Here is a 23,200-nt window from a genome sequence, read left to right as displayed (position 1 = left end):
TATGGCAAAAGTCGTTGTTGCTTTAGGCGGAAATGCAATCCTTTCAAAGGATGCCTCTGCCGAAGCCCAAAGAAAAGCGGTCGGATCAACCGTTGAACAGTTAGTTAACTTTATTGAAAATGGCGATCAACTGATTATTACCCACGGTAATGGTCCTCAAGTTGGTAACCTGTTGTTGCAACAAATTGCCGTCGATACGCCTGCTAATCCGGCAATGCCTTTGGATACATGCGGTGCAATGACTCAAGGAAGTATTGGATACTGGTTCCAAAACGCCATGAAGGAAGAATTAACTAAACGAGGTATTAATAAGGATGTAATGACCGTTATTACCCAAACCATCGTTGATGCCGATGATCCAGCATTTGCTAATCCTTCTAAACCAATTGGTCCATTCTATGATGAAGTTCAAGTTGCCGATATTAAAGCTGAACATCCAGATTGGAACTTGATGGAGGATGCTGGTCGTGGTTATCGCCGAGTTGTTCCTTCACCCAAACCAGTTGAAATCAATGAATACTCCGCAATCAAAACAGTCGTTGATGCGGGAATCGTCCCTATTGTTTCGGGTGGCGGTGGTATCCCAGTTGTACGCCAAGATGGTAAGTTAGTTGGTCAGGAAGCCGTAATTGATAAAGATTTCAGTGCCGCAAAATTGCTCAGCTGGTTGATGCTGACAAGTTGATCATTCTAACATCAGGCGGAGGTATCTTTTATAACTTTGGCAAGCCAGATGAAGTTGAACTTCATGATGTTACAGCTGGTGAACTCGAAAAGCATATTGCTGATGATGAATTTGCAAAGGGGAGTATGCTACCAAAGGTTCAGGCCGCGGTTAATTTTGTAAATGCAACTGGAAATCCAGCGGTAATCGGTGACCTTAAAGATGTTAAAAATATTATTAAGGGAACTGAAGGCACGGTAATTCGAGCAAATTAATAAAACTCAAGCAAGAGTATTATAAGAAGAAATCGGATTTCTTTAAATCTGATTCTTCTTTTTGCATAATTATACGTTTATTTTGCATTGTTGATGGTATTATAAATATAACAACGGGGTGATTCAGATGAAGATTGAAGGGGTAGTACCAAAGCAAGATGACTACAAATTATTGCCAGAATGGTCCAAACATGAAGAGTCATATATGTTGTGGCCCACGAGACCTGACAATTGGCGTGAAGGTGGTAAGCCGGCTCAAAAGACTTATGCAGAAATCGCTAAAAAATTAGTCAGTTTGAACCAGTTACCATGTTGGTTAACCAAGAGCAGTATTTACATACCGCAAGTGTCTTTGCAGATACTAGCGTTAGAGTATTAGAAATGAGTTATAATGATGCTTTTTTTAGAGATATTAGCCCGACTTTTTTAAAGAATGGTGATGATGTCAGGGCTGTTGATTGGGAATTTAATGCTTGGGGCGGTCTATTTGATGGTCTATATTTTCCATGGGACCAAGATAACTTAGTTTCTCGCAAGGTGTGCGAACTTAACCGTATCGATTATTACCATACTGACTTTGTACTGGAAGGCTGTGGTTACATTACTGATGGTCAAGGAACATTAATTCTAACTGAAGAATCTGCATTATCCGAAGGAAGAAATGGCATTGTTGATAAGACAGCGGTTGAAGCATTGTTAATGGATTATTTGAGTGTAAGAAAAATCATTTGGATTGAACAAGGTTACTACATGGATGAAACTAATGGTGATATTGATAATATGGTTAGATTTATTAAACCTGGGGAAGTTGTACTAACCTGGACGGATGACCAGAATGATCCTCAATATCGAATATCTCATCAAGCTTTAGAGATTCTAGAACGAGAGACGGATGCTAATGGTAAAAGATTTATAATTCATAAAATTCAAATTCCAGCCCCAATGTTTGCAACGGATGAAGAAAGCAATGGCGTTGATCCAGTTAATGGGTTGTTACCTAGATATGCTGGGGACCGCTTAGTTGCATCGTACGTTAATTTTTATTTGGTTAACGGGGCAGTTATCTTACCAATCTTTCATGATGATCAAGATGATGTGGCGATTCATAAATTTAGTAAACTATTTCCAGATCGTAAAATTATTCCGATTTATTGTCGTGAATTATTGCTTGGTGGAGGTAATATTCATTCGATTGTAGCCAGCATTCCAAAATAAGGGGAGTAGTATGAACTTTTTCGAAATTATTAATCCAAATATTGAAAAATTAACCAAAAATGAGTATGAAATCTTAGATTATGTTATCAAGCATATGAATGAAATTCATAATCAAAATATTCGTGAAGTTGCCGCGGCTTGTTTTGTTTCGACGACGACATTTTTACGTTTTGTCCGTAAAGTTGGTTTTTCAGGTTACAGTGAATTTACCACGGTCATAAAATATACCGTCCTTAATGATCAATCAAAGCCAGCTGCGACAGCAACTTTTGATATGCAACAATCGGATTACCGTTCAGAATATCTTAAGAACATTGACGAAACAGTTAGGGTACTAGATGATCATAAGTTGGATTCACTGTGTGAATTAATGCTAAATAAACCTAAAATATTTATATATGCGAAGGGATTTAGCAAGTATGCAGCTGAATATGTAGAATATTTGTATACGTTAGAGGGATTTTTAGTGGTTTTCCCAAGAATTTTGAGCAACGAAAACTTGCTTACCGAAACATTGCTAAGGATGATATTGTATTTGTATTTAACTACTCAGGAAATGATCAAGAATTAATTAGTCTTATTCAGGTAATTAAAAGTCAATGCGAATATGCTTCACTGGTGTCTGTCACAGGAGCTAATAATAATAGCATCCAGAATCTCAGCGATTATAATTTATACGTATTTTCTGATGAAATCAGTGATCGAAATGTTGAGATCACCTCCCACGTATCGATGATTGTGATTATGGAATTGTTGCTATATCAATTTAGGGATTATCGAAAGAATCAAAGATAAAGTTCACTAATGGCGTACACTTATAATACAATAAGTGTAGTTTTTAATTAACTCTAATTTTATATTTATTAGCATGGTAATATTAGTGTTGAAATCTTTAAGATAAAAAACTTAAAACCTTGAATGGAGCCTAACATGACAACCAACCCAATTAAAATTAAAAACATCACACTAGGTGAAGGACGACCCAAAGTAGCTGTGCCAATTACGGGTAAAACAGAAACTGACATTCTTGAACAATCGCAAACCATTGTGGCTAAACATCCAGATATAGTTGAGTGGCGAATTGATTTCTTTAAGGAGGTTACCGACGTAAAACGCCTGCAATCAGTTGGGGAGAAGCTAGTACGCATTTTAAATGGTATCGCATTATTAGTGACCTTCAGAACGCGAACTGAAGGTGGTGAGTTACCGCTCACCGATGAACGGTATTTTGATATTTGCCTCGAATTGGCTAAGAGCAAGTTCGCTGACGCTGTTGATGTCGAAATGTTTCATGATCCGCAAGCCGTGATGGCTGTAGTCACTGAAATCCATCAGCATGATAAAATTGTTGTGATGAGCAATCATGATTTTGAACAAACTCCAGTCGAAGCAGAAATTATTTCTCGGTTAGCCACAATGCAAAAGCTAGGCGCAGATGTTTTGAAAATCGCTGTCATGCCCACCAATGTTGACGACGTGCTGACATTGCTTGCAGCAACTGATCACGCTCAGGCTGCCCTTAATCAACCAATTGTCACGATGGCAATGGGGGACTTGGGCAAGATTTCTAGAATTAGTGGTGAATTGTTTGGTTCAGCCTTAAGTTTTACAACGGTTGGAGAAGCTTCTGCTCCGGGACAAATGTCGATTGATGAGGTAAGAAAATCTTTGAATGATTTACGATTAGACTAGTTAGTAAAAATCGCTCGGTTATCTGCTTAAAGATAACCGGGTTTTCTTTTGGCCTTTTAAACATGAATTGCGGAATAGTTAATCGTTATGTATTATGGGAATGGACTAAAATGGAAGGTCAGTTAAAAAATAGTTGGTAATCAATAAAAAGGATTATTGGCTAGCATGAGCAATAAATATTGAGGAATATTAAATATGATTAAGAGTAAGGAAAATATAGCGCTGGCAATCTCGACAGTCGTGTTGGGCGGGCTAGTTGGTTTAGGATCAGTACTGTTAGGCCTATTTTATGAATTGATTGAAGGCGTGTTTTTACACTTTCATGAATCAACATGGCACCCCGTTGCATGGCCGGCAGGTCCAGTCACCAGAGCGACTTCCCTAATCGTTGGCGGGATTATAGCGGCGATTGTCTGGTGGATTATTAGAACTAAAATGAAGCCGACAGTTTCAATCGGCAAAGTAATTGATGGTGAACAGATGCCATTAGCAACAACGGTTGTGCATGTCTTTACTCAAATTTTCTTTGTGGCAACTGGTGGATCAGTTGGCCGTGAATTAGCCCCTAGAGAATTGGGAGCGGTGGTTTCGCAAATCTGGCAGAGATTATTTGGCAGAATTAGTAAAATTGAATTGTCTAATGATGACCGACGATTGCTGATTGCGGCAGCTGCAGGGGCTGGATTTGCTGGGGTGTATATTGCTCCGATTACGGGAATGATGTTTAGCTTAGAGTTATTACTAAAAAGAATTGATCAGCGAGCAATTATCGTGAGTTTGACGATGTCAATCGAAGCCATGCTGGTGGGATCGACCATTAAAGGATTCCATCCGTACTATGGCGTTGGTCATAGTAACTTTTCACTTATTAGTACCTTGGCAGTACTGGTAATTGGACCAATTTGTGGAATTCTTGGTGCGTTATTCAGAAAGCTATTTCAATATGCTAATGCTCATCAAGCTCGTGACAATCGAATTCTGTGGCAATTACCATTAGTAGGATTGCTGACGGGACTCGTCGCCATTGCGTTCCCTGAAGTCATGGGAAACGGACGACCATTAGCCCAAACCGCATTTTCAGCTACTGATCCTAAGTTTATCATCCAAGTTTTGTTGATTGGTGCGGTTATCAAGGCCGTAATGACAGTTCTATCATTACGGGCAGGCGCATCTGGCGGAACGCTAACGCCATCGATCGCAATTGGAGCGGTTGTTGGGGTGACATTTGGACTATTAATTAATTATTTAGCTCCTGGAGTGCCAATCTGGGAAATCGGTTTGTTAGGGGCAGCGTCATTGCTAGCTGCTTCTCAGCAAGCACCATTAATGGCCACATTTATGATTTTTGAAGTGTGCCATTTGAATTACTCTGCCATACTACCGTTAGCATTAGGGGCATGTTTGGCCGTATATTCTTCAAAATTAGTTTTGAAAAAATAATCTATTATGTAAATGAATTAATAACTCTAAATCAATAAATGATTTAGAGTTATTTTTGTGGTGACGTGTGCGATTAACTAATAACTTTTTAGTTTGATATGTATAAAAGCTGTGAAAACGTGATCAATTAAGCGAATAAAAATTAACCATAAATATTTTTAAATAAATGATGCTTGATAATAAAATCGTGCCAATATATTGCTGCCAAAGCATTAAAAGCGGTATAAATAAAATTTATTAAATGACATAAATTTGACTATACCGGCTTGTGAAATATATCATTTGGCAAGTAAATAAAACTAGACTAATTTTCCTAAATTTAGGAGGAATCATTATGACAGAATATCGTACTGAAGAAGACACATTAGGTCCCGTACAAATCCCCGTTGATGCACTTTGGGGTGCTCAAACTGAACGTAGTCGGAACAACTTCCAAGCGGGCTCAAAGATGCCGCTTGAAATGATCAAAGCATTACTCCAAATTAAGAAAGCTGCTGCGCAAGCTAACAAGGAAGAAAATGCAATTGCTCCTGAAAAAGCTGACTTAATTATTCAAGCTATCGATGAGTTACTTGCTCTTGATGACGAAGATATTCGTAAAGATTTTCCATTGGTAATTTACCAAACTGGTTCAGGAACTCAAACTAATATGAACACTAACGAAGTGGTTGCTCACATGGCTGCTAAAATCAATCCTGATATTGAAATCTTGCCTAACGATGATGTTAACCATGGTCAAAGCTCTAACGATATCTTCCCAACAGCCATGAACATTACTGCTGCTGTGGCAGTTGAAAACTTGAAATCAGCAACTCAACATTTAATCGATGAATTAGATAAAAAACAAAAAGCATACTGGGACGTTGTTAAAATCGGCCGAACCCACCTTCAAGACGCTGTGCCATTGACATTTGGTCAAGAAGTAAGTGGCTGGAAGAGTGCGTTGGAACATGACTTAGAATACTTAAATCAATTAGCACCAACTCTTCGTGAACTTGCGATGGGTGGAACTGCTGTTGGTACCGGCCTAAATGCTGCTCCTCACTTCTCAAAGATTATTGCTGAAAAGATGAGTGCCATTTATGGCATTGAATTCACTTCAGATTCAAACAAGTTTTACGGTCTGTCACATCATTCAGGATTAAACGTAGTTCACGGGGCTTTCAAAACATTGGCTAGTGATTTGATGAAGATTGCTAACGATGTTCGTTTCTTGGGTAGTGGTCCTCGTGCTGGATATGGTGAATTGAACTTACCTGCTAATGAACCAGGTTCATCAATCATGCCAGGTAAGGTTAACCCGACTCAAGCTGAAGCTATTACGATGGCTGCTGCTCGAGTAATGGGTAACGATGTGACAGTTGATATTGCATCAAGCCAAGGTAACTTTGAGATGAATGTTTACAAACCAGTGTTAATCAGTGCTTTCTTAGAATCAGCTGAATTGTTAGCTGGTACTGAAATGGGCTTTGCTGACCGCATGATTGCTGGAATGACGGTTAACGCTGATCGAATGGCTGAATTAGTTGATAACTCATTGATGACAGTTACTGCATTGTCACCACATATTGGTTACCACGAAAGTGCCGTGATTGCTCAACAAGCTCAAAAAGATGGTACTACGTTGAAAGAAGCTGCGTTGAAGTCAGGTAAGCTTACTGAAGAACAATTCGACGAATGGGTTGTGCCAATCAACATGACCAATTACGACAAGTAATCCTTTAGGTTTATCGATTAGGAGATAACGAAAATGGCAGAAAAATTTAGATTTAAGCTAACCGATGTTAGCGAATTACAAGCAAACTACGACTTAGTAGTGATTGGTTCTGGTGCTGCTGGAATGACTACTGCTATTCAAGCAAAGGAATTGGGACTAAACCCAATTATCTTAGAAAAGATGGACAAGTTGGGTGGTAACTCTACTCGAGCATCTTCAGGAATGAACGCTGCTGAAACTCTGGTTCAACTTAAACACCATGTGGTTGATAGCTTCCAAGAATTTTATGATGAAACATATGTCGGTGGCGGCAAGATGAACAACACCGAGTTGCTAAGATACTTTGCTGATCACGCAGCACTATCAATTGATTGGCTAGCTGATCACGATATTCATTTGGATGATATTACTATCACCGGGGGGATGAGCAAGATGAGAACCCATCGTCCTGCATCATTAGCTCCAATCGGGGCCTTCTTGGTGACAGAATTATTGAAGCAAGTGCAAAAGTTAGGCATTCCATTGTTTGCGGGGACTAAAGTGACTGAGCTAGAAAAAGATGCCGATGGCAAAATTTCTGGCATGAAAGTTATGGCTAATGGTGGACCAAAACATATTGCTACTAAAGCAATTGTATTGGCTGCCGGCGGTTTTGGCGCTAACCAAGAAATGTTGGCTAAGTATCGTCCTGACCTTAAAGGTTACAAGACCACTAACCAAGACGGTGCAACGGGGGATGGAATCCGATTGGCCGAAGCCCTTGGCGCTAAAGTGGTTGATATGGATCAAATTCAAGTTCATCCAACCGTTCAACAAGATTTCGATCATACTTACCTAATTGGGGAGGCCGTTCGTGGTGAAGGGGCCATTCTCGTTAACAAAGCTGGTAAGCGATTTGTTAATGAGTTGAGTACACGAAAGGTAGTTTCTAACGCCATTGATGACCTTAATGAAGGCGGAGCTTACTTGGTATTTGGTCAAGAAGTTCGTGACCGGGCTAAGGCCATTGATTTTTACGATTCAATTGGCTTAGTGAAGAGTGCCGATACCGTCAAAGCAGTTGCTGAAACCACTGGCTTAAATGCGGATCAATTAGTTGAAACCGTTGCTACTTGGAACCAAGCGGTTGCTGATCAAAATGATAATGAGTTTGGTCGGACGACTGGGATGGACCGTCAAATGGAAGAAGGACCATTCTCAACCATTCATATTGCACCCGCGGTTCATTACACAATGGGTGGTGTTGGTATTAACAAAGAAACTGAAGTATTGACTGATGATAACCAGGTCATCCCAGGTTTATATGCCTGTGGTGAAATCGTTGGTGGTCTACATGGTAATAACCGAATTGGTGGTAACTCAATTGCTGAGACGGTTATCTTCGGACGTCAAGCAGGGCAACAAGTATTCAACTACTTGAAGTAATAGAGATTAATTTAAAAGAGGATAGCTGATGAGCTTAGAAAAGATCGATTATAAAAAATTTATTGCACCACTTTTGGTAGGGCTAATCATTTGGTTTGCTTCACCAATTAAGCCAGCAAGTGTTTCTATGGCCGGTTGGCATATGTTTGCCATTTTCGTTGCAACTATTATTGGATGTATCACTCAACCCCTCCCAATTGGTGGGGTAGCAATTATTGGCTTCACAATTACCGTATTAACAGGTGTCGTACCAATTGATACCGCCATTACTGGATTTGGTAATGCAAGCATCTGGTTAATTGTTATGGCATTCTTTATTTCTCGCGGATTTATTAAAACTGGTTTAGGAAGAAGAATCGCCTTTCATTTCGTTAAGATGTTTGGTCGTAAGACTTTGGGATTAGCTTACTCACTTATTGGGGTTGATTTGATTTTAGCTCCCGCAACTCCAAGTAACACCGCTAGAGCCGGTGGAATTATGTACCCAATTATTAATTCATTGTCGGAATCATTTGGTTCAAGTCCTAAGGACGGTACGCAACGTAAAATTGGTTCTTTCCTGTTATACGCTGAGTTCCAGGGGGATATTATCACTGCAGCAATGTTTATGACCGCGATGGCCGGAAACCCATTAGCTCAATCATTAGCTAAATCATTGGGTGTCCACATTACTTGGATGGGCTGGTTCTTAGCAGCCTTAGTTCCAGGAATAATTTCATTGATTTTAGTTCCATTTATTATCTACAAGATTTATCCACCTGAAATTAAGGAAACACCTAATGCTCGTCAATGGGCTGAAAGCCAGCTGAGCGAAATGGGACCAATGAGCAAACCTGAAAAGTCAATGACTGCAGTGTTTGTTGTCGCATTGCTCTTATGGGTTTTGGGTAGTTTTATTCATGTTGATGCCACAGTTACTGCATTTATTGCCTTGTCATTGTTACTATTACTCGGTGTTCTTTCATGGAGCGATGTCACTCATGAAACTGGTGCTTGGAATACCTTAACTTGGTTCTCAGTACTAGTTATGATGGCAACCCAATTAAATACGCTTGGCTTTATTCCTTGGTTGAGTAAGACAATTGCTGATGATATGAAAGGCGTTAACTGGATTATCGCTTTGATTGTTATTATTGTGGCTTACTTCTACAGTCATTATTTATTTGCCAGTGCCACGGCGCATGTTAGTGCAATGTATAGTGCCTTACTTGCAGTTGCGTTATCAGCCGGGGTACCACCAATGCTTGCTGCATTGATGCTTGGTTTCTTTGGTAACTTATTTGCTTCTACTACTCATTATGGTAGTGGACCAGCTCCCATCCTATTTGGATCAGGATACGTTAGTCAAAGCAAGTGGTGGTCAATGAACGCAATTATGGGAATATTCTACTTAGTAGTTTGGCTTGGAGTAGGTTCACTTTGGATGAAATTAATCGGTATGTGGTAATCGATTACTTAAACGAGTCAAGTTAGAAAGAGGAAAATGTTAATGAAAAAAATTGTTGCAATTGTTGGATCTAATGCTGACCGGTCAACAAATCGTCAACTTTTAAAATATATTAAAGATCGTTATGCTGACCAAGCCCAAATCGAGTTGATGGAAGTTAAAGGCCTTCCAATCTTTGAAAAGACTCGGAATATGGAAATTCCAGATCAAGCTAAGGACATGGCTAAGCAAATTGAAGAAGCTGATGGCGTGATTGTTGCAACTCCTGAATGGGATCATAGTATTCCAGCGATTCTTTCAAGTGCATTAGCTTGGTTATCATATGGAATTCATCCATTAATGGATAAGCCAGTGATGATTACCGGCGCATCGTTTGGAACCCTGGGGACTTCAAGAGCCCAGGCACAACTTCGTCAACTTTTGGATTCACCAGAGCTTCAAGCCCGGATTATGCCTAGTTCAGAATTCTTATTGGATCATTCACTGAATGCATTCAATGAAGATGGTAAACTATTGGATGAAAGCCAAAGCCAACGGCTTGATGCAATCTTCAATGATTTCCTAATCTTTATTGATGCTGAAGGTAAACTTAATCATACTTATGCCGATGACTTACGACACCGGAATGAGATTAGCGTTGACTATGGCACTAATGATAGTGGAAAGTAGGTGGATAAATTATGATTAAATTAGCAGCGATTGCCGGTTCAATTGGTGAACAATCATATAACCGTGACTTATTGGAATTCATATCAAAACATTACAGTAATTTGGTAGATATTGAGTTAGTTAGTATCGATGACTTACCTGTTTTTAATCCTGATCACGACCTTAGTGATAGTGAAGAGGTTCAACGGGTCTATCAAAAACTTAAAGGTGCCCAAGGAATTATTTTGGCTACTCCTGAACACAACCATACAGTTCCAGCAGCTTTAAAGAACTTAGTTGAATGGATGTCATTTAATTTACACCCATTCGAAGGTAAGCCAATTTGGATTGTGGGAGCTTCGTATCATAACCAAGGTTCTTCAAGAGCTCAACTACACTTGAAGCAAATTTTGGAATCACCAGGGGTGGATGCATTAGTAATGCCAGGTGATGAATTCTTGTTGTCAAATGCTAAAGAAGCATTCGATGACGAGGGTAATTTAAAAGATGCCCGAACAATTGGTTTCTTAGATAAATTAGTTCATAAATTCTTAAAATACGTTAAGGTGATTGATTTGTTTGATGCTCCTGATCCAATGACTGTTGAGGACGAAGACCTTGATTCTACCGGTAAAGTTAACACTACAATTGATGGTGTTGATATGAATGATGATGAATGGGTTGAAAAGGCTGCTGCTAAGGTCCATGCAGTTGATGGCAGTACCTACGTAAAATTGGACCGTGGAATCCTAACAGTTGATCAATTAAACTATTTCTTAAAAACCATGCCAGCTGAGCTGACCTTTGCCGATGATAATAATCAATTTATCTATTACAACCAGAGCTTACCAACTAGCAAAATGTTGGCTCCACGTCGGCCTGAACAAGTTGGTGATCCACTATCATCTGTTCACCCAGCCCGGGCGGTTGAGCATGTTAAACAAGTAATTCATGCTTTAAGAACTGGAGAATCCGACTTAGTTGGGATGCCAGTTCCTGGTAATGGCCCAGACAAACATATCATGCATTACTACAAAGCAATGCATGATGAAAATGGCAGATATCGCGGAATTAACGAATGGGTTCTAGATATCATGCCAATCATCAAGTACTATCTTGAAACAACTGGGCAAAAATTAGTTGCTGATGAGGGAAAAAAGCCAGTTCCTCCAATCTTTGGTTTAGATTTGGATGCTTCAACCGGAGCTTCAGCACACGGAAATGCTGATACAAAATCTGCACCAAAAGCTGATGCCTCAACCGGTGCTTCGGAGGATGCTGAATCATCTGCATCCCAACCAGCAACTACTAACACCTCAGTTGATGACGAAGGCGGAATTGAAATTGGTGCTTTATTAAATTCTGGTAGTAATGTTGCCACTGAAGGAGTTCAACCAAAAGAAGTAACGGCCACTCCTAAGCAAGAAGCTCAACCAGTTTCGGAGCCATTAAAAAAGAATACGCCGCTTCCTGATGCTTCAACGGGTGCCTCACAAAGTTAATTTACAAAAACGACTAAGCGTAATTTCTTAGTCGTTTTTTGCGTCTAAAAAATCCTCAAACCACTAAGTCAGCGGTTTGAGGATAAGAGAGGTATATAAATGTTGTTAGTCAGCACACAAAGTTTAAATTGTAAAAATTAATTATGAGTAGCTAATACCACCGTCAACAATGATTGATTGTCCAGTAATATAGCTAGACTTTTCATCAGCTAGAAATGAAACTAGGTTGGCTACATCGGCAGGTGTTTCACCACGACCTAGAGCAATTGAATCAATGTTCTTTGCAGGCTAGCTCCAACAGGAACATCGTAAATCTTGGCCATTTCGGCATCGATTTGATCCCACATTGGAGTTAACACGATCCCTGGACAATAAGCGTTAACCGTAATCTTGTCTTTAGCAAGTTCTTTGGCAGCAACTTGGGTTAATCCACGAACAGCAAATTTTGTGGCAGAGTAGGCGCCAAGTAGTTCAAAGCCTTCATGACCAGCGATTGAACAAGCATTAACAATCTTACCACCATGACCTTGCTTCTTCATTTGGTCAGCAGCAGCTTGGATTCCGAAGAAAGCACCTTTGATATTAACATCTAAGATTTGGGATAAATCAGCTTCGCTGGTTTCAGTGATTTGACCGATTTTGGCGATTCCAGCGTTATTAATCATAACGTCTAAGTCACCTAGATCACTTGTAACTTGAGATACGAGATCGATTAAATTTTGCTTCTTTGAGACATCAACGAAGTAACCTTTTGAACCGTTACCAACACTTTCAGCAACTTTCTTAGCGTTATCTTCATTTAAATCAGCAACTCCGACAGTGAAACCATCCTTTGCTAATTGGCGAACAATTCCTTCACCAATCCCTTGGCCACCACCGGTAACAATTGCAACTTTTGCCATTAAATTAGCCCCCTTAGTTAATATTGAATCCTTAAAACACTTTTAGTATAAAGTGAGAATTTCACAATGTAAACTAAATGCCCTTTTAGATTAAGCGTTTTCAAACTGATAACAGAATGCTAATGGTTGACCCATTCAGTTGGTGATATTGATTAGTAAAGACTGTAAATTTAAGAGGTATAATGTGAATATCAAAGTTAATTGTTTGGGGGAATTTATATGGATAAATCAAGAGTAGCTGCATTTACTGATGCGGTAGTAGCAATCATATTGACAATCATGGTCTTAGAGTTTAAGACCCCAGAGACGTTTAACTGGGAGGGGATTTTGGAAGAAGGGCCTTACTTATTTGCTTATGCAGTTAGTTTTATATACATTTCCGTGGCTTGGTATAACCATCATTACATGTTTGCGTTGGCCCCAAGAATTACAAAACGGATTTTTTGGATTAATAACTCATGGTTGTTTTCGATGTCGCTAGTTCCAGTATCAACAGCGTGGGTTGGTGAATTTATTTCTGAAAGAGCTCCAGAGTATTTTTATCTTATTATTTTCTTCATTTGGAGCATTACTTATATGTGGCTAACTAGCGGTATTATTAAAACTGCTAGTGAAATGGGTGAAAATGAAGTTTCTAACCGTATTTCAGCGATGCCGATTTATCGTTTCTTACGCAGCATTTGGGGATATTTAATATATGTAGTAGTTGCCATTGCGATTTATTTTTACCCGCCGATGGGAATTATTATCACGCTCATTGAATTGTTATTTATGGCATATTACACCACTGATGATAGCGATCAAGTAGCATGATGTGGCCATTGAGGTAAGGATTGATTTAATTGACCAGGATATATTTACTATCCTGGTCAATTTTTGGTTATCGAATGATAACTTTGATTAAAGTTATTTTGAATTACTAGGATAAGCCATGTATCATAGTAATTATTGAATGATGAACATTGGAGGACGTGTAAGTGTTACGAATTATAAAGGTAGTTTTAGGCTGGGTGATTCCAATTGTGATTGGAGTTGTGATTGCATTGTTCTTAAAAACCTACGTTTTATCGTTTGCGAAGGTTGATGGCTCATCAATGTATCCTAATTTGCAAGACAAAGAACGATTAATATTGTTGAAACATAAATCAATCAAACGATTATCAGTAGTGGTTTTTGATGCTCACAATGTCGCACCAGGGGCTAAGCCAAAAACTTATTATGTCAAACGAGTGATTGCGGTACCAGGGGATAAGCTAGTGTACACCAAGACTGGTAAACTATACATTAATGGTAAATACGTTAACCAATCATTTATTAGCAAAAATCAGCAAGACGCAGGTACATTAACTAATCTCAGCAATAAGGGTTTTACTTTAAATTCAATTGCTAAACGATGGCCAAGATATCGCAACCAACAGATTGTTACTGTTCCCAAAGGCGACTATTTTGTTATGGGAGATAACCGCGCAATTTCTTATGATAGTCGTTACTGGGGATTTGTCCCTAAGAGTAAGATGGCCGGAGTTGTGTACTTACCATGGGGAAGTCACCGCGCAGAAGTTAACAATGCCGGATAATTCATAATCATTCCTTGAACGTTCATATTTATAATTCGCTTCATAAAGGAACGAATTTTATGATAGTTGTGAACGATAAAGGGGGATTAATAATGAAATTAGGTCAGAGATTGCAAGAAGATCGTAATCAAAAATCATGGACTCAAGAACGCCTTGCCGAAACGCTGAATATTTCGACCCAAGAGCTTAGTAAATGGGAAGCTAGTAATGGATATCCCAATATTGATCAGCTGATCCAAATAAGTAACTTGTTTGAACTTAGTTTAGATACTTTGATTAAGGACGATAGCGATTTAAAAAGCAAAATCGCTATTGGCAAACATCAATCTAAGACCACTAATGCCTGGGGGTTATGCGATCCACTGGCTGGATAATGACAATAGTGGTTATCTACTTAATTACGAGAATGTTAATTGAAATATTTTAAGAGATGATAATATACTGAAGAAAGCACTATCCGTTTTTTGGATGGTGTTTTTGTGTTTTAGTAGCAATACTAGAGAAAATAAAACGAAACCTACCAATAGGTTTCCGTTTATTTTTTTGAATGGTTCTCGATTTTTAAAGAAGGTCGTTTTGCTATTTCGGGTAATGCATTACCCACAAAACACCTTTCCGAAAACTCCTTACTTATCAGCACTTAAAAAGAATATTAGTGAATTTAAATTTAACTTTTTTGTAAGCGCTAGCATTTGACCGATTTAATGAGAATAGGGGAATAGTTATGACATTAATTTTAAATACTTGGATCTTTGAAAAAGATGTTAAAGATGGTGTATTACAGTCAGATTTACTTGATCGGGTTGCTGATCTTGGTGCGGATGGAATTGAGGTGCGAAGAGAGTATTTCAAAGATATTGATTCCGAAGCGTTAACCATTGGTAAAAAGGCAAGGGGGCATAATTTGGTTGTTAATTATAGTGTTCCTGATGTTGTGTTTCTTGGAGATGGTAGTCTGAATCCCAAGTTGAACCAGTATTTTGAAGAAGGCAAAGCTATGGGCATTAGTAAGATCAAGTTTAATACCGGCAACTTTGATAAATTTAGTGGGGACTTAGTAAGCGAACTCAGTAGTCTTCCAATAAATGAAATTGAGATGAATGTTGAAAACGATCAAACAAAAGTTTCTGGAACCATTGATGCTATTGATAAGTTCTTAGGGGCTGCTTACAAGCTTGGACTTAAACAATTGGGCTATGTATATGATTTAGGTAACTGGGCATTTACTCACGGTGATGTAAATGAAGCAGCAACTAGATTATCTAAATACACTCACTACATCCATTTAAAAAACACCATAGATAATAACGGTGAACTAGTAACATCCGATGATTTGGAAGAAGGAGTATTTAATTGGTTAGATATAGTTAATCGATTACCTAAAAATGTGCAATATGCCTTAGAGTACCCTATGGAAAGTGACGAACAAATTGCTCAACAGATAAAGTTATTTAAAATGAAAGCCGGTGATTAGATGCTATCCACAATTAGTTCAATTCTGCTATTAGTTACCTTTATTGGTTTTTATTTATTACATCATCAAGGGTGGGAACTTGATGATTGGATTCTTCGTAATGGCTATTTTATGGTCAATTATTGGAATGGTTCCCGTTGATCAGGTTATTCAAAAAGTGTTTGCGGAACCAGCTCTTAACTATGGCCCTACAATCATATATATTGTCTTTGGTTCTTGGTTTGGTCGCGTCTTAGTTGATAGTGGGATTGCCCCAGCAATTTCTTTAGCAACTAATCGAGTTGGTAAAAAACGTCCGCTATTGGCGGCAATTTTAGTTGTATTAGTTACAGCGCTTATTTTTATTAGTGCATATGGCGTTGGTTCTGTTATTGCAATTGGGGTTATCTTACTGCCAATTATGTTATCCGTTGGGGTTCCTAGAGAAATTGCATTATCTGCATTCTCTTTAGCAATTGGTGCGCCAATGTACCTGAACGTCGTTCTTTATAATCAAATTAAGGCTTTCTTTCCTCACTCTATTTATGGTGGTAAGTATTTAGTGTTTGGAGCATTAGCAATGGCCGTTCAATTAATTGCAGTGTTGCTCTTCCTAATTATGAATCGTAAAAAATTGATCCTTCTAAAGCAGATGAAAATCTGAGAATAATCGGTGCTGAGAATAGCAATTTAGCTGAAGTTAGTTCAGTTCCTAAGATTGCGTTTATTGTCCCAATTATCCCAGTTTTGATGAACATGATATTTAAGTGGGATGCCATTCCTGCCTTGACGTTAGCGACATTAATCGCAATTGTGATAACTGGAAAGGCTAATCACTACAAGGACTTTGTTAAATTCCTAAACAGTACAATTTCAACCGCGATTAGTGATATTGCAGGTTTAATAATGTTTTTGATGGCCTTAATTATGTTTAGTGGTGCGGCTCAATTGGATGCAGTTCGGTTTAAACCGTTGTTTGAAATGATTTTGCCACACAATAATTTGATTTTGGCAGTTGCTTTAGGAATTTTAGCACCATTGGCATTATTTAGAGGTCCTCTTCACGTTTGGGGTGCTGGAGCAGCAACGGCTGCGGTGCTTTCGGGGACTGGATTGTTCAATGATGCATTTTTATTACCACTACTATATGTTCCAAGTATTTTAGCTGTTTCAACTGACATTACTCAATCATGGAACGTTTGGGGCTTGGATTATATGAAAATTGAATCTAAGGAATTCTTAAAATTAGGTGTTCCAATAATGTGGGTAGTTTCGATAGTTAATGAAGTGTTAGTATACTATTTCTTTGGTAGATAAATTGGAGAGTGAATGATATGAGTGAAGTTATTACAATTGGTGAACCAGTAGTTACATTTGCATCAACTGAGCCAGATGTTAGCATGGCCGATTCACTTAACTGGAAAAAAATTCTAGGTGGAGCCGAATTAAATGTTGCCATCGGAATCAGTCGATTAGGTCATTCAGTTGATTATATTTCTCAAGTTGGTACTGATCCATTTGGCGAGTATGCAATAAATACAATTAAATCACACAACGTGGGAACACAATATATTTCAGAAGATTCAAAGAATTGGACGGGACATCAGCTTAAAGAGTTAGTTACTAAAGGCGATCCGAAGACGTTTAACTATCGAACAGGGTCTGCAGCCGCGCATTTGACTAGTGACACAATTGATAAGGTTGATTTAACTGGAGTCAAGTTTGCACATATGTCTGGCATTTTTCCAGCAATTTTCAGATACTGCAAGGGAGACGTTTAGAAAATTATATGCCAGGATAAATGCTGCCGGAATTCCAACCACTTTTGATCCAAATCTAAGACCATCTTTGTGGGGTGACGATAAAAAAATGATTAGCACAATTAATGAACTAGCTAGAAATGCTGACATTGTGCTACCCGGAGTTGAGGAAGGTAAAATCCTCATGGGTTCCTCAAATCCAGAAGAAATTGCAGATTTTTACCTTCAGGGTGAAAAAACTCATACAGTTATTGTTAAAATTGGGTCTAAAGGTGCATTTGTTAAAACCGCAGATGGCGATAAATATGAAGTTAATGGATTTAAAGTTAATAATGTGGTTGATACAGTTGGCGCTGGTGATGGTTTTGCTCTTGGAGTAATCACTGCACTACTTGATGGAAAATCGATGAAATCAGCAGTTATGCGTGGCAATGCCGTTGGTGCTATGCAAGTGCAAACGCCTGGCGATAACGATGGTTATCCTGATCAGGCTAAACTAACTGATTTTTATCTTGCGGAAGGAGTTACAGAAAAATAATGAAATTACAAGCAGCTATTGACCGAGTTAGTCTTGACCGAGCAAATGAAATCGCTAAAGGTTTGGATGGTATCGTTGATATTGTCGAATTGGGAACGTCTTTAGTTAAGGACTATGGATTTGAGAAGTTGAAGACAGATTTTGTTGGTTTACAACATTCTACCTTGCTTCTTGATGGCAAACTATTGATGAAGGTGCTTATGAATTTGAAAAGGGATTCGATGCTAATGCTGACATATTGACTGTTATGGCCGGCTCATCAGTAGATACTCTTAATAAAACTTATGAAGTAGCAACTAAGCGAAAATAAAAAAATGTTTATTGATTTATTGGAAGTTGAAGATAGTAAAATCAAGCAAATTGCTAATTTTGAAAATGCGATTTATGGTTTGCATCATTCGAAGGATAACGAGAATGCTTTTGATGCAGTTGAATCAGTTGCTGAATTTTACAAACAGTTCCCTGAAATATCGAACATTGCTGTTGCAGGCGGAATTGACTTGGACCAGGCTAAGAAACTTGCTGACCAAGGAATTGCTGATATTATCATTGTTGGTGGCAAAATATCGGGTGCAGACGATCCAATAGCATCTGCTAAACAATTTATGGAGGAAATTAAATAATGGCATTAGTTGATGAGGTATTATCAGAAATCAATGAAGTAATGAGGCTAGTCGATGAATCGCAAATCGATGATGTTGAGAAGTTGGTCCAAAAGGATAAGCGAATTTTTGTGTTAGGCTCTGGAAGATCGGGGTTGATGGCTAAAGGGTTTGCAATGCGATTAATGCACATTGGATATACCGTTTTTGTTATTGGTGAGACAATCACGCCATCAGTGCAATCTGGTGATGTTTTGATCTCTGTTTCAGGATCAGGGAAAACTTCCAGTATTGTTGAATTATCTGAAAAGGCAAAGAACAACGGTGTGACTGTTATCGGGGTAACAAGTTCTAATAATTCGCCACTTGCACAGCTTGCTGACCAAACATTGATTGTCCCAGGAGCAACCAAGACTGGTGATGGCGTCAAATCAATTCAACTGTTAAGTACCTTGTTTGACCAGAGTGTTCACATTACTTTAGATATTTTGGCATTAAAACTTAGTCGTAGAGATAATGTTTCTAATGAGTCAGCCGCTAACACTCACAGTAACATGGAATAATTCCTAATTATGAATTGAGAATAAGAATATAAAAACGATACTACATTTGATATCATTGATGTAGTATCGTTTTTTAATCAGATTAGGATGGAGTAGTGGAATGGCAGCTAAAAAATCAAAATCAGCAAATATTAAAGATGTTGCAGCCCTTGCAAAAGTTTCCGTTGCCACGGTATCTAGATATTTAAATGGCAATTTTGGTAGGATGTCCGCAAGTACTGCGGACACAATTAAAGAAGCAATTGAGAAACTTCATTACATTCCTAACTCAACTGCCAGACAGATGAAGACCAAAACTAGTAAAATGATAGCAGTGATTGTTTCTAACATTGATGATTTCTTTTCAACGGAATTATTTAAAGGAATCAGTTCGATGCTTGAAAGTAAGGGTTACATCGGAGTTTTATTTGATTCCGATTCTGATCCTGAACGAGAAAAATCGGTCTTAAGGTCAATTGGTAGTCAAATGTTTGATGGATTGATAATTCAGCCGATAAACAATCCAAGCGATATCCAAAAATCGCTCGTCAGAACGATGCCAATCATCATCGTTGATAGGGAACTTGATGGTAGTCCTTGGCCTCAAGTTGTCACTGATAATTATGAAGTTTCGCAACGAGCAACAAAATATTTTATGAATCAGGGGTTTGAACGGGTTATCGTTCTAACATCAGACGTCAACAATGCTAAAACGAGAATGGAAAGATACCGTGGAATTGAATCAGCTACTGAATCAATTGAACTGATCAGTGTTCCAGAGAAATCGTTGAATCATGCAGCTATCAGCGAAAAATTAGAAGCATCTTTGCAAACTAGCCCTACTAATACTTTGATATTTTGCTTAAAGGAAAGATGGATGCTCGAATTTATTCCCAACTTAATATTTAAGGGAATTATCGATAATAAAAAAGTTACCGCAACAGGTTTTGCGGATACAGATATCACCCAGATGTTAGAACCAAAATTTAAATTGATTTCTCAAAACCATTCTTAATGGGTGCCGATTCGGCTGAAATGATGATCAACTTGATTTCCGGCGATAATCAGAATGTTAATATGAAGTTGATAGTTCCAGCAAGATTTGAATAAGCAGAAGTTATCAAAGTAAAAATCCCTTGGAGATTAATTGATCTTCAAGGGATTTTTAGATTTAAATATGAGTTGCTAAATTTGCTTGGTCTTAACTAATGTGTCTACCGCAGCTAACACGGCTGCTTCTTTTGAATATTTGGCTTGCCAATTTAATAACTTTTTGGCTTTTTCAACGCTAATGTTTCTATTCATACCAAGCATTAACTTGCCTTCTTTAGCATATGAACTAAATGGTGCAAGGGACTTAATAATCCAATTGGGGATAGTCTTGTTAGCGATTTGAGGAGCTAGTTCAGGGCGTTTTCTCCTAGTTAAAGTTGCAATTTCTGGCATTGAGATTGAGCCGGTCGATGAGGCAATGAAACGTTGGCCATATGCTTTTTTGTTACCTAGCGTAGCCACATGAATTGATGCTACATCCCGAACATCAATTACATTCAAATTGATCTTTGGAATAAATTTAGATGATCCATCCATGATGGTTTTGATAATGCCAAAGCTACCTGAAGTATGGTTATTCATGGAAGGTCCTAAAATAGCAACTGGATTAATTGTTGTAAATTGCATGGCGGTATTTTGACTATTAATGAAGTCCCAAGCGGCCCGTTCAGCAATCAACTTTGATTTTTCATAAAGTGATAGGCCGGGCTGATCAGGATTAGTCCAATCTGCTTCAGTGGTGACGGAATTTTTATCCAGATTACTAAAGCCAATGGCACCGAAGTTGGCTGTCATTACAACTTGCTTCACATTGGCAGCGATAGCAGCTTTAAGAATTTTTATAATCCCATCAGTTGCTGCTCTGCCCATTTCGTCAGGATTATCCGGGATGGTCATAAATACTGGGGATGCAATACTAATTACTCGGTCAATTCCAGTCATTGCTTCCGCCCAGCCAATATCCGCAGATAGATCGGCTTTAACGAAGTTTAGTCGGTCAATGTGGGGCACTTGATTATTTTCCATAGTAGTAATTACTTCATTTGATTTAGCTAAGTTTCTAAGTGTTGCTCGCACATTGTATCCCTTAGCTAGTAATTCAGCGATGACATGGCTGCTTAAAAAGCCATTGGCACCAGTTACGAGAATGTTTTCAGTCATAAGGTGTTGCTCCTAACATACTTTTAATTGCTTGAGTTATTTTATTTATGAGGTTACTCTAAACCCTAGATATAACTCTAGGGCAAATTAATTGGCCAAAAAAGGTGAGGTAAATTTTGACATATACTATTAAGGAAGTTTCTGAAATTACAGGTCTATCTATTTATACTCTGAGATTTTATGACAAGAAGGGGTTACTACCATTTGTTTCGCGTAATGAGTCGGGATACCGAGAATTTACCGAGGGTGACCTAAATTTGATTCATACAATTTGTTGCTTAAAAGATACTGGTATGACAATTGATAAGATACGTGAATACATTGATGATGTTATGCAAGGCACCAACTCAATTGATCATCGGGTAGAATTACTTATCGAACATAAGCGAAAAGTATTGAATGAGTTAGAACGAGTTAAGCAAAATTTAGCAGAGATTGACTATAAGCTAGATCTCTATGAAGCCCCCGATGCGGCGGATAAGGTGGCTAAAGAGCTGGCATTTGCAATAAATGAAAAACAAGTTAATCGTTTAGATAATCCATATCCGGTATTGAATTAAGCGAGGTGGTTAATTTGGCAACTCAAACGATATTAACTTCTGAATGGATTGAATGGGCGAAACAACAGACTGAAAAGTTCACTAATCTTGAAGGATTTGTGGCTGGTGAGGGTGGTAGCAATCCCAAAATTCTGCTTTTAGGAGAGGCTCCTGGGGCTAAAGAAATTGAGTTAGGCCATCCATTTCAAGGACCTTCTGGTAAAGAACTTGATCGTTGGTTGGATTCGCTTTCTTTAACTCGAGAAGATGTGTATATATTTGGGGTGGTTAGTGCTCGACCATTTCGAGTTGGCAAATCTGGTTTAAAAAGCGATCGTCGGCCCAATAATGCTGAAGTCAAGGCATTTGCACCAATGTTTGATTATGAATTGTCTCAATTTAAGAATAAATTATTGGTTACGATGGGCAACGCCAGTCTGCAGAGATTGCTTGGTAAAACCGCTAAGGTAGGCGATTTACATGGACGGATTATGCATGAATCAGTTCAGAAATATAACGAAGTTACTGACAGGTTTGAGTGGACTGAGACGAAATACGATATTTTTCCACTTTATCATCCATCATATTCCAAGCGATTTAAGGCCATGAAGTCAGTGGTTGATGAAGATTCAACTAAGCTAAGAGAATATTTGGCAACTTTAAAATAAACCGGCTTCTTTTAAGGTTAATTTAAGCTAGTTATCGTATATTAATCACAGTTAAATATTAGTCAAAGTTCTTTCAGTTACCTAAAGTATTTCTGGCTTCATTTCTCCCAAGTGTGTTAAGCGTAAGTGATATTAGATTGGGGACTTTGATTAGTATTTAATATCAAGTATATGATTACTTAATAACCGACTAGTCAATTGATTTTCATGATTGTTCATCTCCCCAGAGTGTATAAAAATTACTGAAAATTGACCTAGTTGATGTCATTTAATAAAAGTGACAAAAATAGTGGTGATAGAATTTATATTCTATCACCACTATTTTTTTGCAAAAGTTATCATTTTAATTTTCAGTTTTAAACTTTACTTTAAGGTAAGCT

At 38.3% G+C, this 23,200-nt stretch carries 16 protein-coding genes and 7 pseudogenes; 21 read left to right on the top strand and 2 right to left on the bottom strand.

All coding sequences use genetic code 11. The features are described from left to right. Window position 1 precedes the first annotated feature (1 nt). The 10 genes and pseudogenes from arcC (at window position 2) to NBRC111893_RS01505 (ending at window position 12,025) form a co-directional block, all read left to right on the top strand. Window positions 2-939 (top strand): annotated as a pseudogene (arcC, locus tag NBRC111893_RS01550) (carbamate kinase). Between the two features lie 127 nt (window positions 940-1,066). Beyond that, window positions 1,067-2,154: pseudogene (gene aguA, locus NBRC111893_RS01545) on the top strand (agmatine deiminase). Between the two features lie 10 nt (window positions 2,155-2,164). Continuing rightward, a pseudogene (locus NBRC111893_RS01540) lies at window positions 2,165-2,949 on the top strand (MurR/RpiR family transcriptional regulator). A 135-nt stretch (window positions 2,950-3,084) separates the two neighbouring features. Next, window positions 3,085-3,846 (top strand): type I 3-dehydroquinate dehydratase, encoded by a 762-nt coding sequence (gene aroD / locus NBRC111893_RS01535; protein ID WP_125007733.1) that lies wholly within the window; start codon window positions 3,085-3,087, stop codon window positions 3,844-3,846. Between the two features lie 195 nt (window positions 3,847-4,041). Next, window positions 4,042-5,286, top strand: a complete 1,245-nt coding sequence (locus NBRC111893_RS01530) for a chloride channel protein (RefSeq protein WP_125007732.1) — start codon at window positions 4,042-4,044, stop codon at window positions 5,284-5,286. A gap of 334 nt (window positions 5,287-5,620) precedes the next feature. Beyond that, window positions 5,621-7,003: a class II fumarate hydratase gene (locus tag NBRC111893_RS01525; RefSeq protein WP_125007731.1), complete on the top strand. Its 1,383-nt coding sequence runs from the start codon at window positions 5,621-5,623 to the stop codon at window positions 7,001-7,003. A gap of 33 nt (window positions 7,004-7,036) precedes the next feature. Then, entirely contained in the window at window positions 7,037-8,428 is a 1,392-nt protein-coding gene (locus NBRC111893_RS01520; protein ID WP_125007730.1) for a flavocytochrome c, read from the top strand. 28 nt (window positions 8,429-8,456) lie between these two features. Next, window positions 8,457-9,875 (top strand): anion permease, encoded by a 1,419-nt coding sequence (locus tag NBRC111893_RS01515; RefSeq protein WP_125007729.1) that lies wholly within the window; start codon window positions 8,457-8,459, stop codon window positions 9,873-9,875. Between the two features lie 42 nt (window positions 9,876-9,917). After that, window positions 9,918-10,544 (top strand): NADPH-dependent FMN reductase, encoded by a 627-nt coding sequence (locus tag NBRC111893_RS01510; protein ID WP_125007728.1) that lies wholly within the window; start codon window positions 9,918-9,920, stop codon window positions 10,542-10,544. Window positions 10,545-10,558: 14 nt separating this feature from the next. Further along, window positions 10,559-12,025 carry an NADPH-dependent oxidoreductase gene (locus NBRC111893_RS01505; protein WP_125007914.1) on the top strand — a complete coding sequence of 489 codons (1,467 nt, stop codon included), beginning with the start codon at window positions 10,559-10,561 and terminating at the stop codon, window positions 12,023-12,025. Window positions 12,026-12,166: 141 nt separating this feature from the next. On the opposite strand, the pseudogene NBRC111893_RS01500 reads toward NBRC111893_RS01505, so the two are convergent. Further along, window positions 12,167-12,927, bottom strand: a pseudogene (locus NBRC111893_RS01500) (acetoin reductase). Window positions 12,928-13,146: 219 nt separating this feature from the next. Here NBRC111893_RS01500 and NBRC111893_RS01495 point away from each other — a divergent pair. The 9 genes and pseudogenes from NBRC111893_RS01495 to NBRC111893_RS01455 all read left to right on the top strand — a co-directional run bounded on the left by NBRC111893_RS01495 (window position 13,147) and on the right by NBRC111893_RS01455 (window position 20,414). Then, window positions 13,147-13,740, top strand: a complete 594-nt coding sequence (locus tag NBRC111893_RS01495; protein WP_125007727.1) for a TMEM175 family protein — start codon at window positions 13,147-13,149, stop codon at window positions 13,738-13,740. A 164-nt stretch (window positions 13,741-13,904) separates the two neighbouring features. After that, window positions 13,905-14,504 carry a signal peptidase I gene (lepB, locus tag NBRC111893_RS01490; RefSeq protein ID WP_225417474.1) on the top strand — a complete coding sequence of 200 codons (600 nt, stop codon included), beginning with the start codon at window positions 13,905-13,907 and terminating at the stop codon, window positions 14,502-14,504. A gap of 92 nt (window positions 14,505-14,596) precedes the next feature. Beyond that, window positions 14,597-14,878 (top strand): helix-turn-helix domain-containing protein, encoded by a 282-nt coding sequence (locus NBRC111893_RS01485; protein WP_225417473.1) that lies wholly within the window; start codon window positions 14,597-14,599, stop codon window positions 14,876-14,878. Between the two features lie 350 nt (window positions 14,879-15,228). After that, on the top strand, window positions 15,229-15,978 hold the full coding sequence (locus tag NBRC111893_RS01480; RefSeq protein WP_125007726.1) for a sugar phosphate isomerase/epimerase family protein: 750 nt from the start codon (window positions 15,229-15,231) through the stop codon (window positions 15,976-15,978). Beyond that, window positions 15,979-17,274 (top strand): annotated as a pseudogene (locus NBRC111893_RS01475) (gluconate:proton symporter). 17 nt (window positions 17,275-17,291) lie between these two features. Continuing rightward, window positions 17,292-18,255 (top strand): annotated as a pseudogene (locus NBRC111893_RS01470) (sugar kinase). Beyond that, window positions 18,255-18,878, top strand: a pseudogene (locus tag NBRC111893_RS01465) (orotidine 5'-phosphate decarboxylase / HUMPS family protein). The pseudogenes NBRC111893_RS01470 and NBRC111893_RS01465 overlap by 1 nt, the downstream one beginning before the upstream one ends. Beyond that, a complete protein-coding gene (gene hxlB, locus NBRC111893_RS01460; protein ID WP_125007725.1) occupies window positions 18,878-19,420 on the top strand; it encodes a 6-phospho-3-hexuloisomerase in 543 nt (180 codons plus the stop codon). Before NBRC111893_RS01465 ends, hxlB begins: the two are co-directional and overlap by 1 nt. A gap of 100 nt (window positions 19,421-19,520) precedes the next feature. Next, entirely contained in the window at window positions 19,521-20,414 is an 894-nt protein-coding gene (locus tag NBRC111893_RS01455; RefSeq protein WP_225417472.1) for a LacI family DNA-binding transcriptional regulator, read from the top strand. Between the two features lie 170 nt (window positions 20,415-20,584). Here NBRC111893_RS01455 and NBRC111893_RS01450 read toward each other — a convergent pair whose 3' ends face one another. After that, window positions 20,585-21,613: an NAD-dependent epimerase/dehydratase family protein gene (locus tag NBRC111893_RS01450; RefSeq protein WP_125007724.1), complete on the bottom strand. Its 1,029-nt coding sequence runs from the start codon at window positions 21,611-21,613 to the stop codon at window positions 20,585-20,587. Window positions 21,614-21,729: 116 nt separating this feature from the next. On the opposite strand from NBRC111893_RS01450, the gene NBRC111893_RS01445 reads away from it, so the two are divergent. Together NBRC111893_RS01445 and NBRC111893_RS01440 are read left to right on the top strand one after the other, a co-directional pair. After that, entirely contained in the window at window positions 21,730-22,173 is a 444-nt protein-coding gene (locus NBRC111893_RS01445) for a MerR family transcriptional regulator (RefSeq protein ID WP_125007723.1), read from the top strand. 14 nt (window positions 22,174-22,187) lie between these two features. Beyond that, on the top strand, window positions 22,188-22,820 hold the full coding sequence (locus NBRC111893_RS01440; protein ID WP_125007722.1) for a uracil-DNA glycosylase: 633 nt from the start codon (window positions 22,188-22,190) through the stop codon (window positions 22,818-22,820). Window positions 22,821-23,200 lie beyond the last annotated feature (380 nt).

It is taken from the genome of Lentilactobacillus kosonis (assembly GCF_003864335.1).
Taxonomy (GTDB): Bacteria; Bacillota; Bacilli; order Lactobacillales; family Lactobacillaceae; genus Lentilactobacillus; species Lentilactobacillus kosonis.
This window is presented reverse-complemented; position numbering and strand designations above follow the sequence as displayed.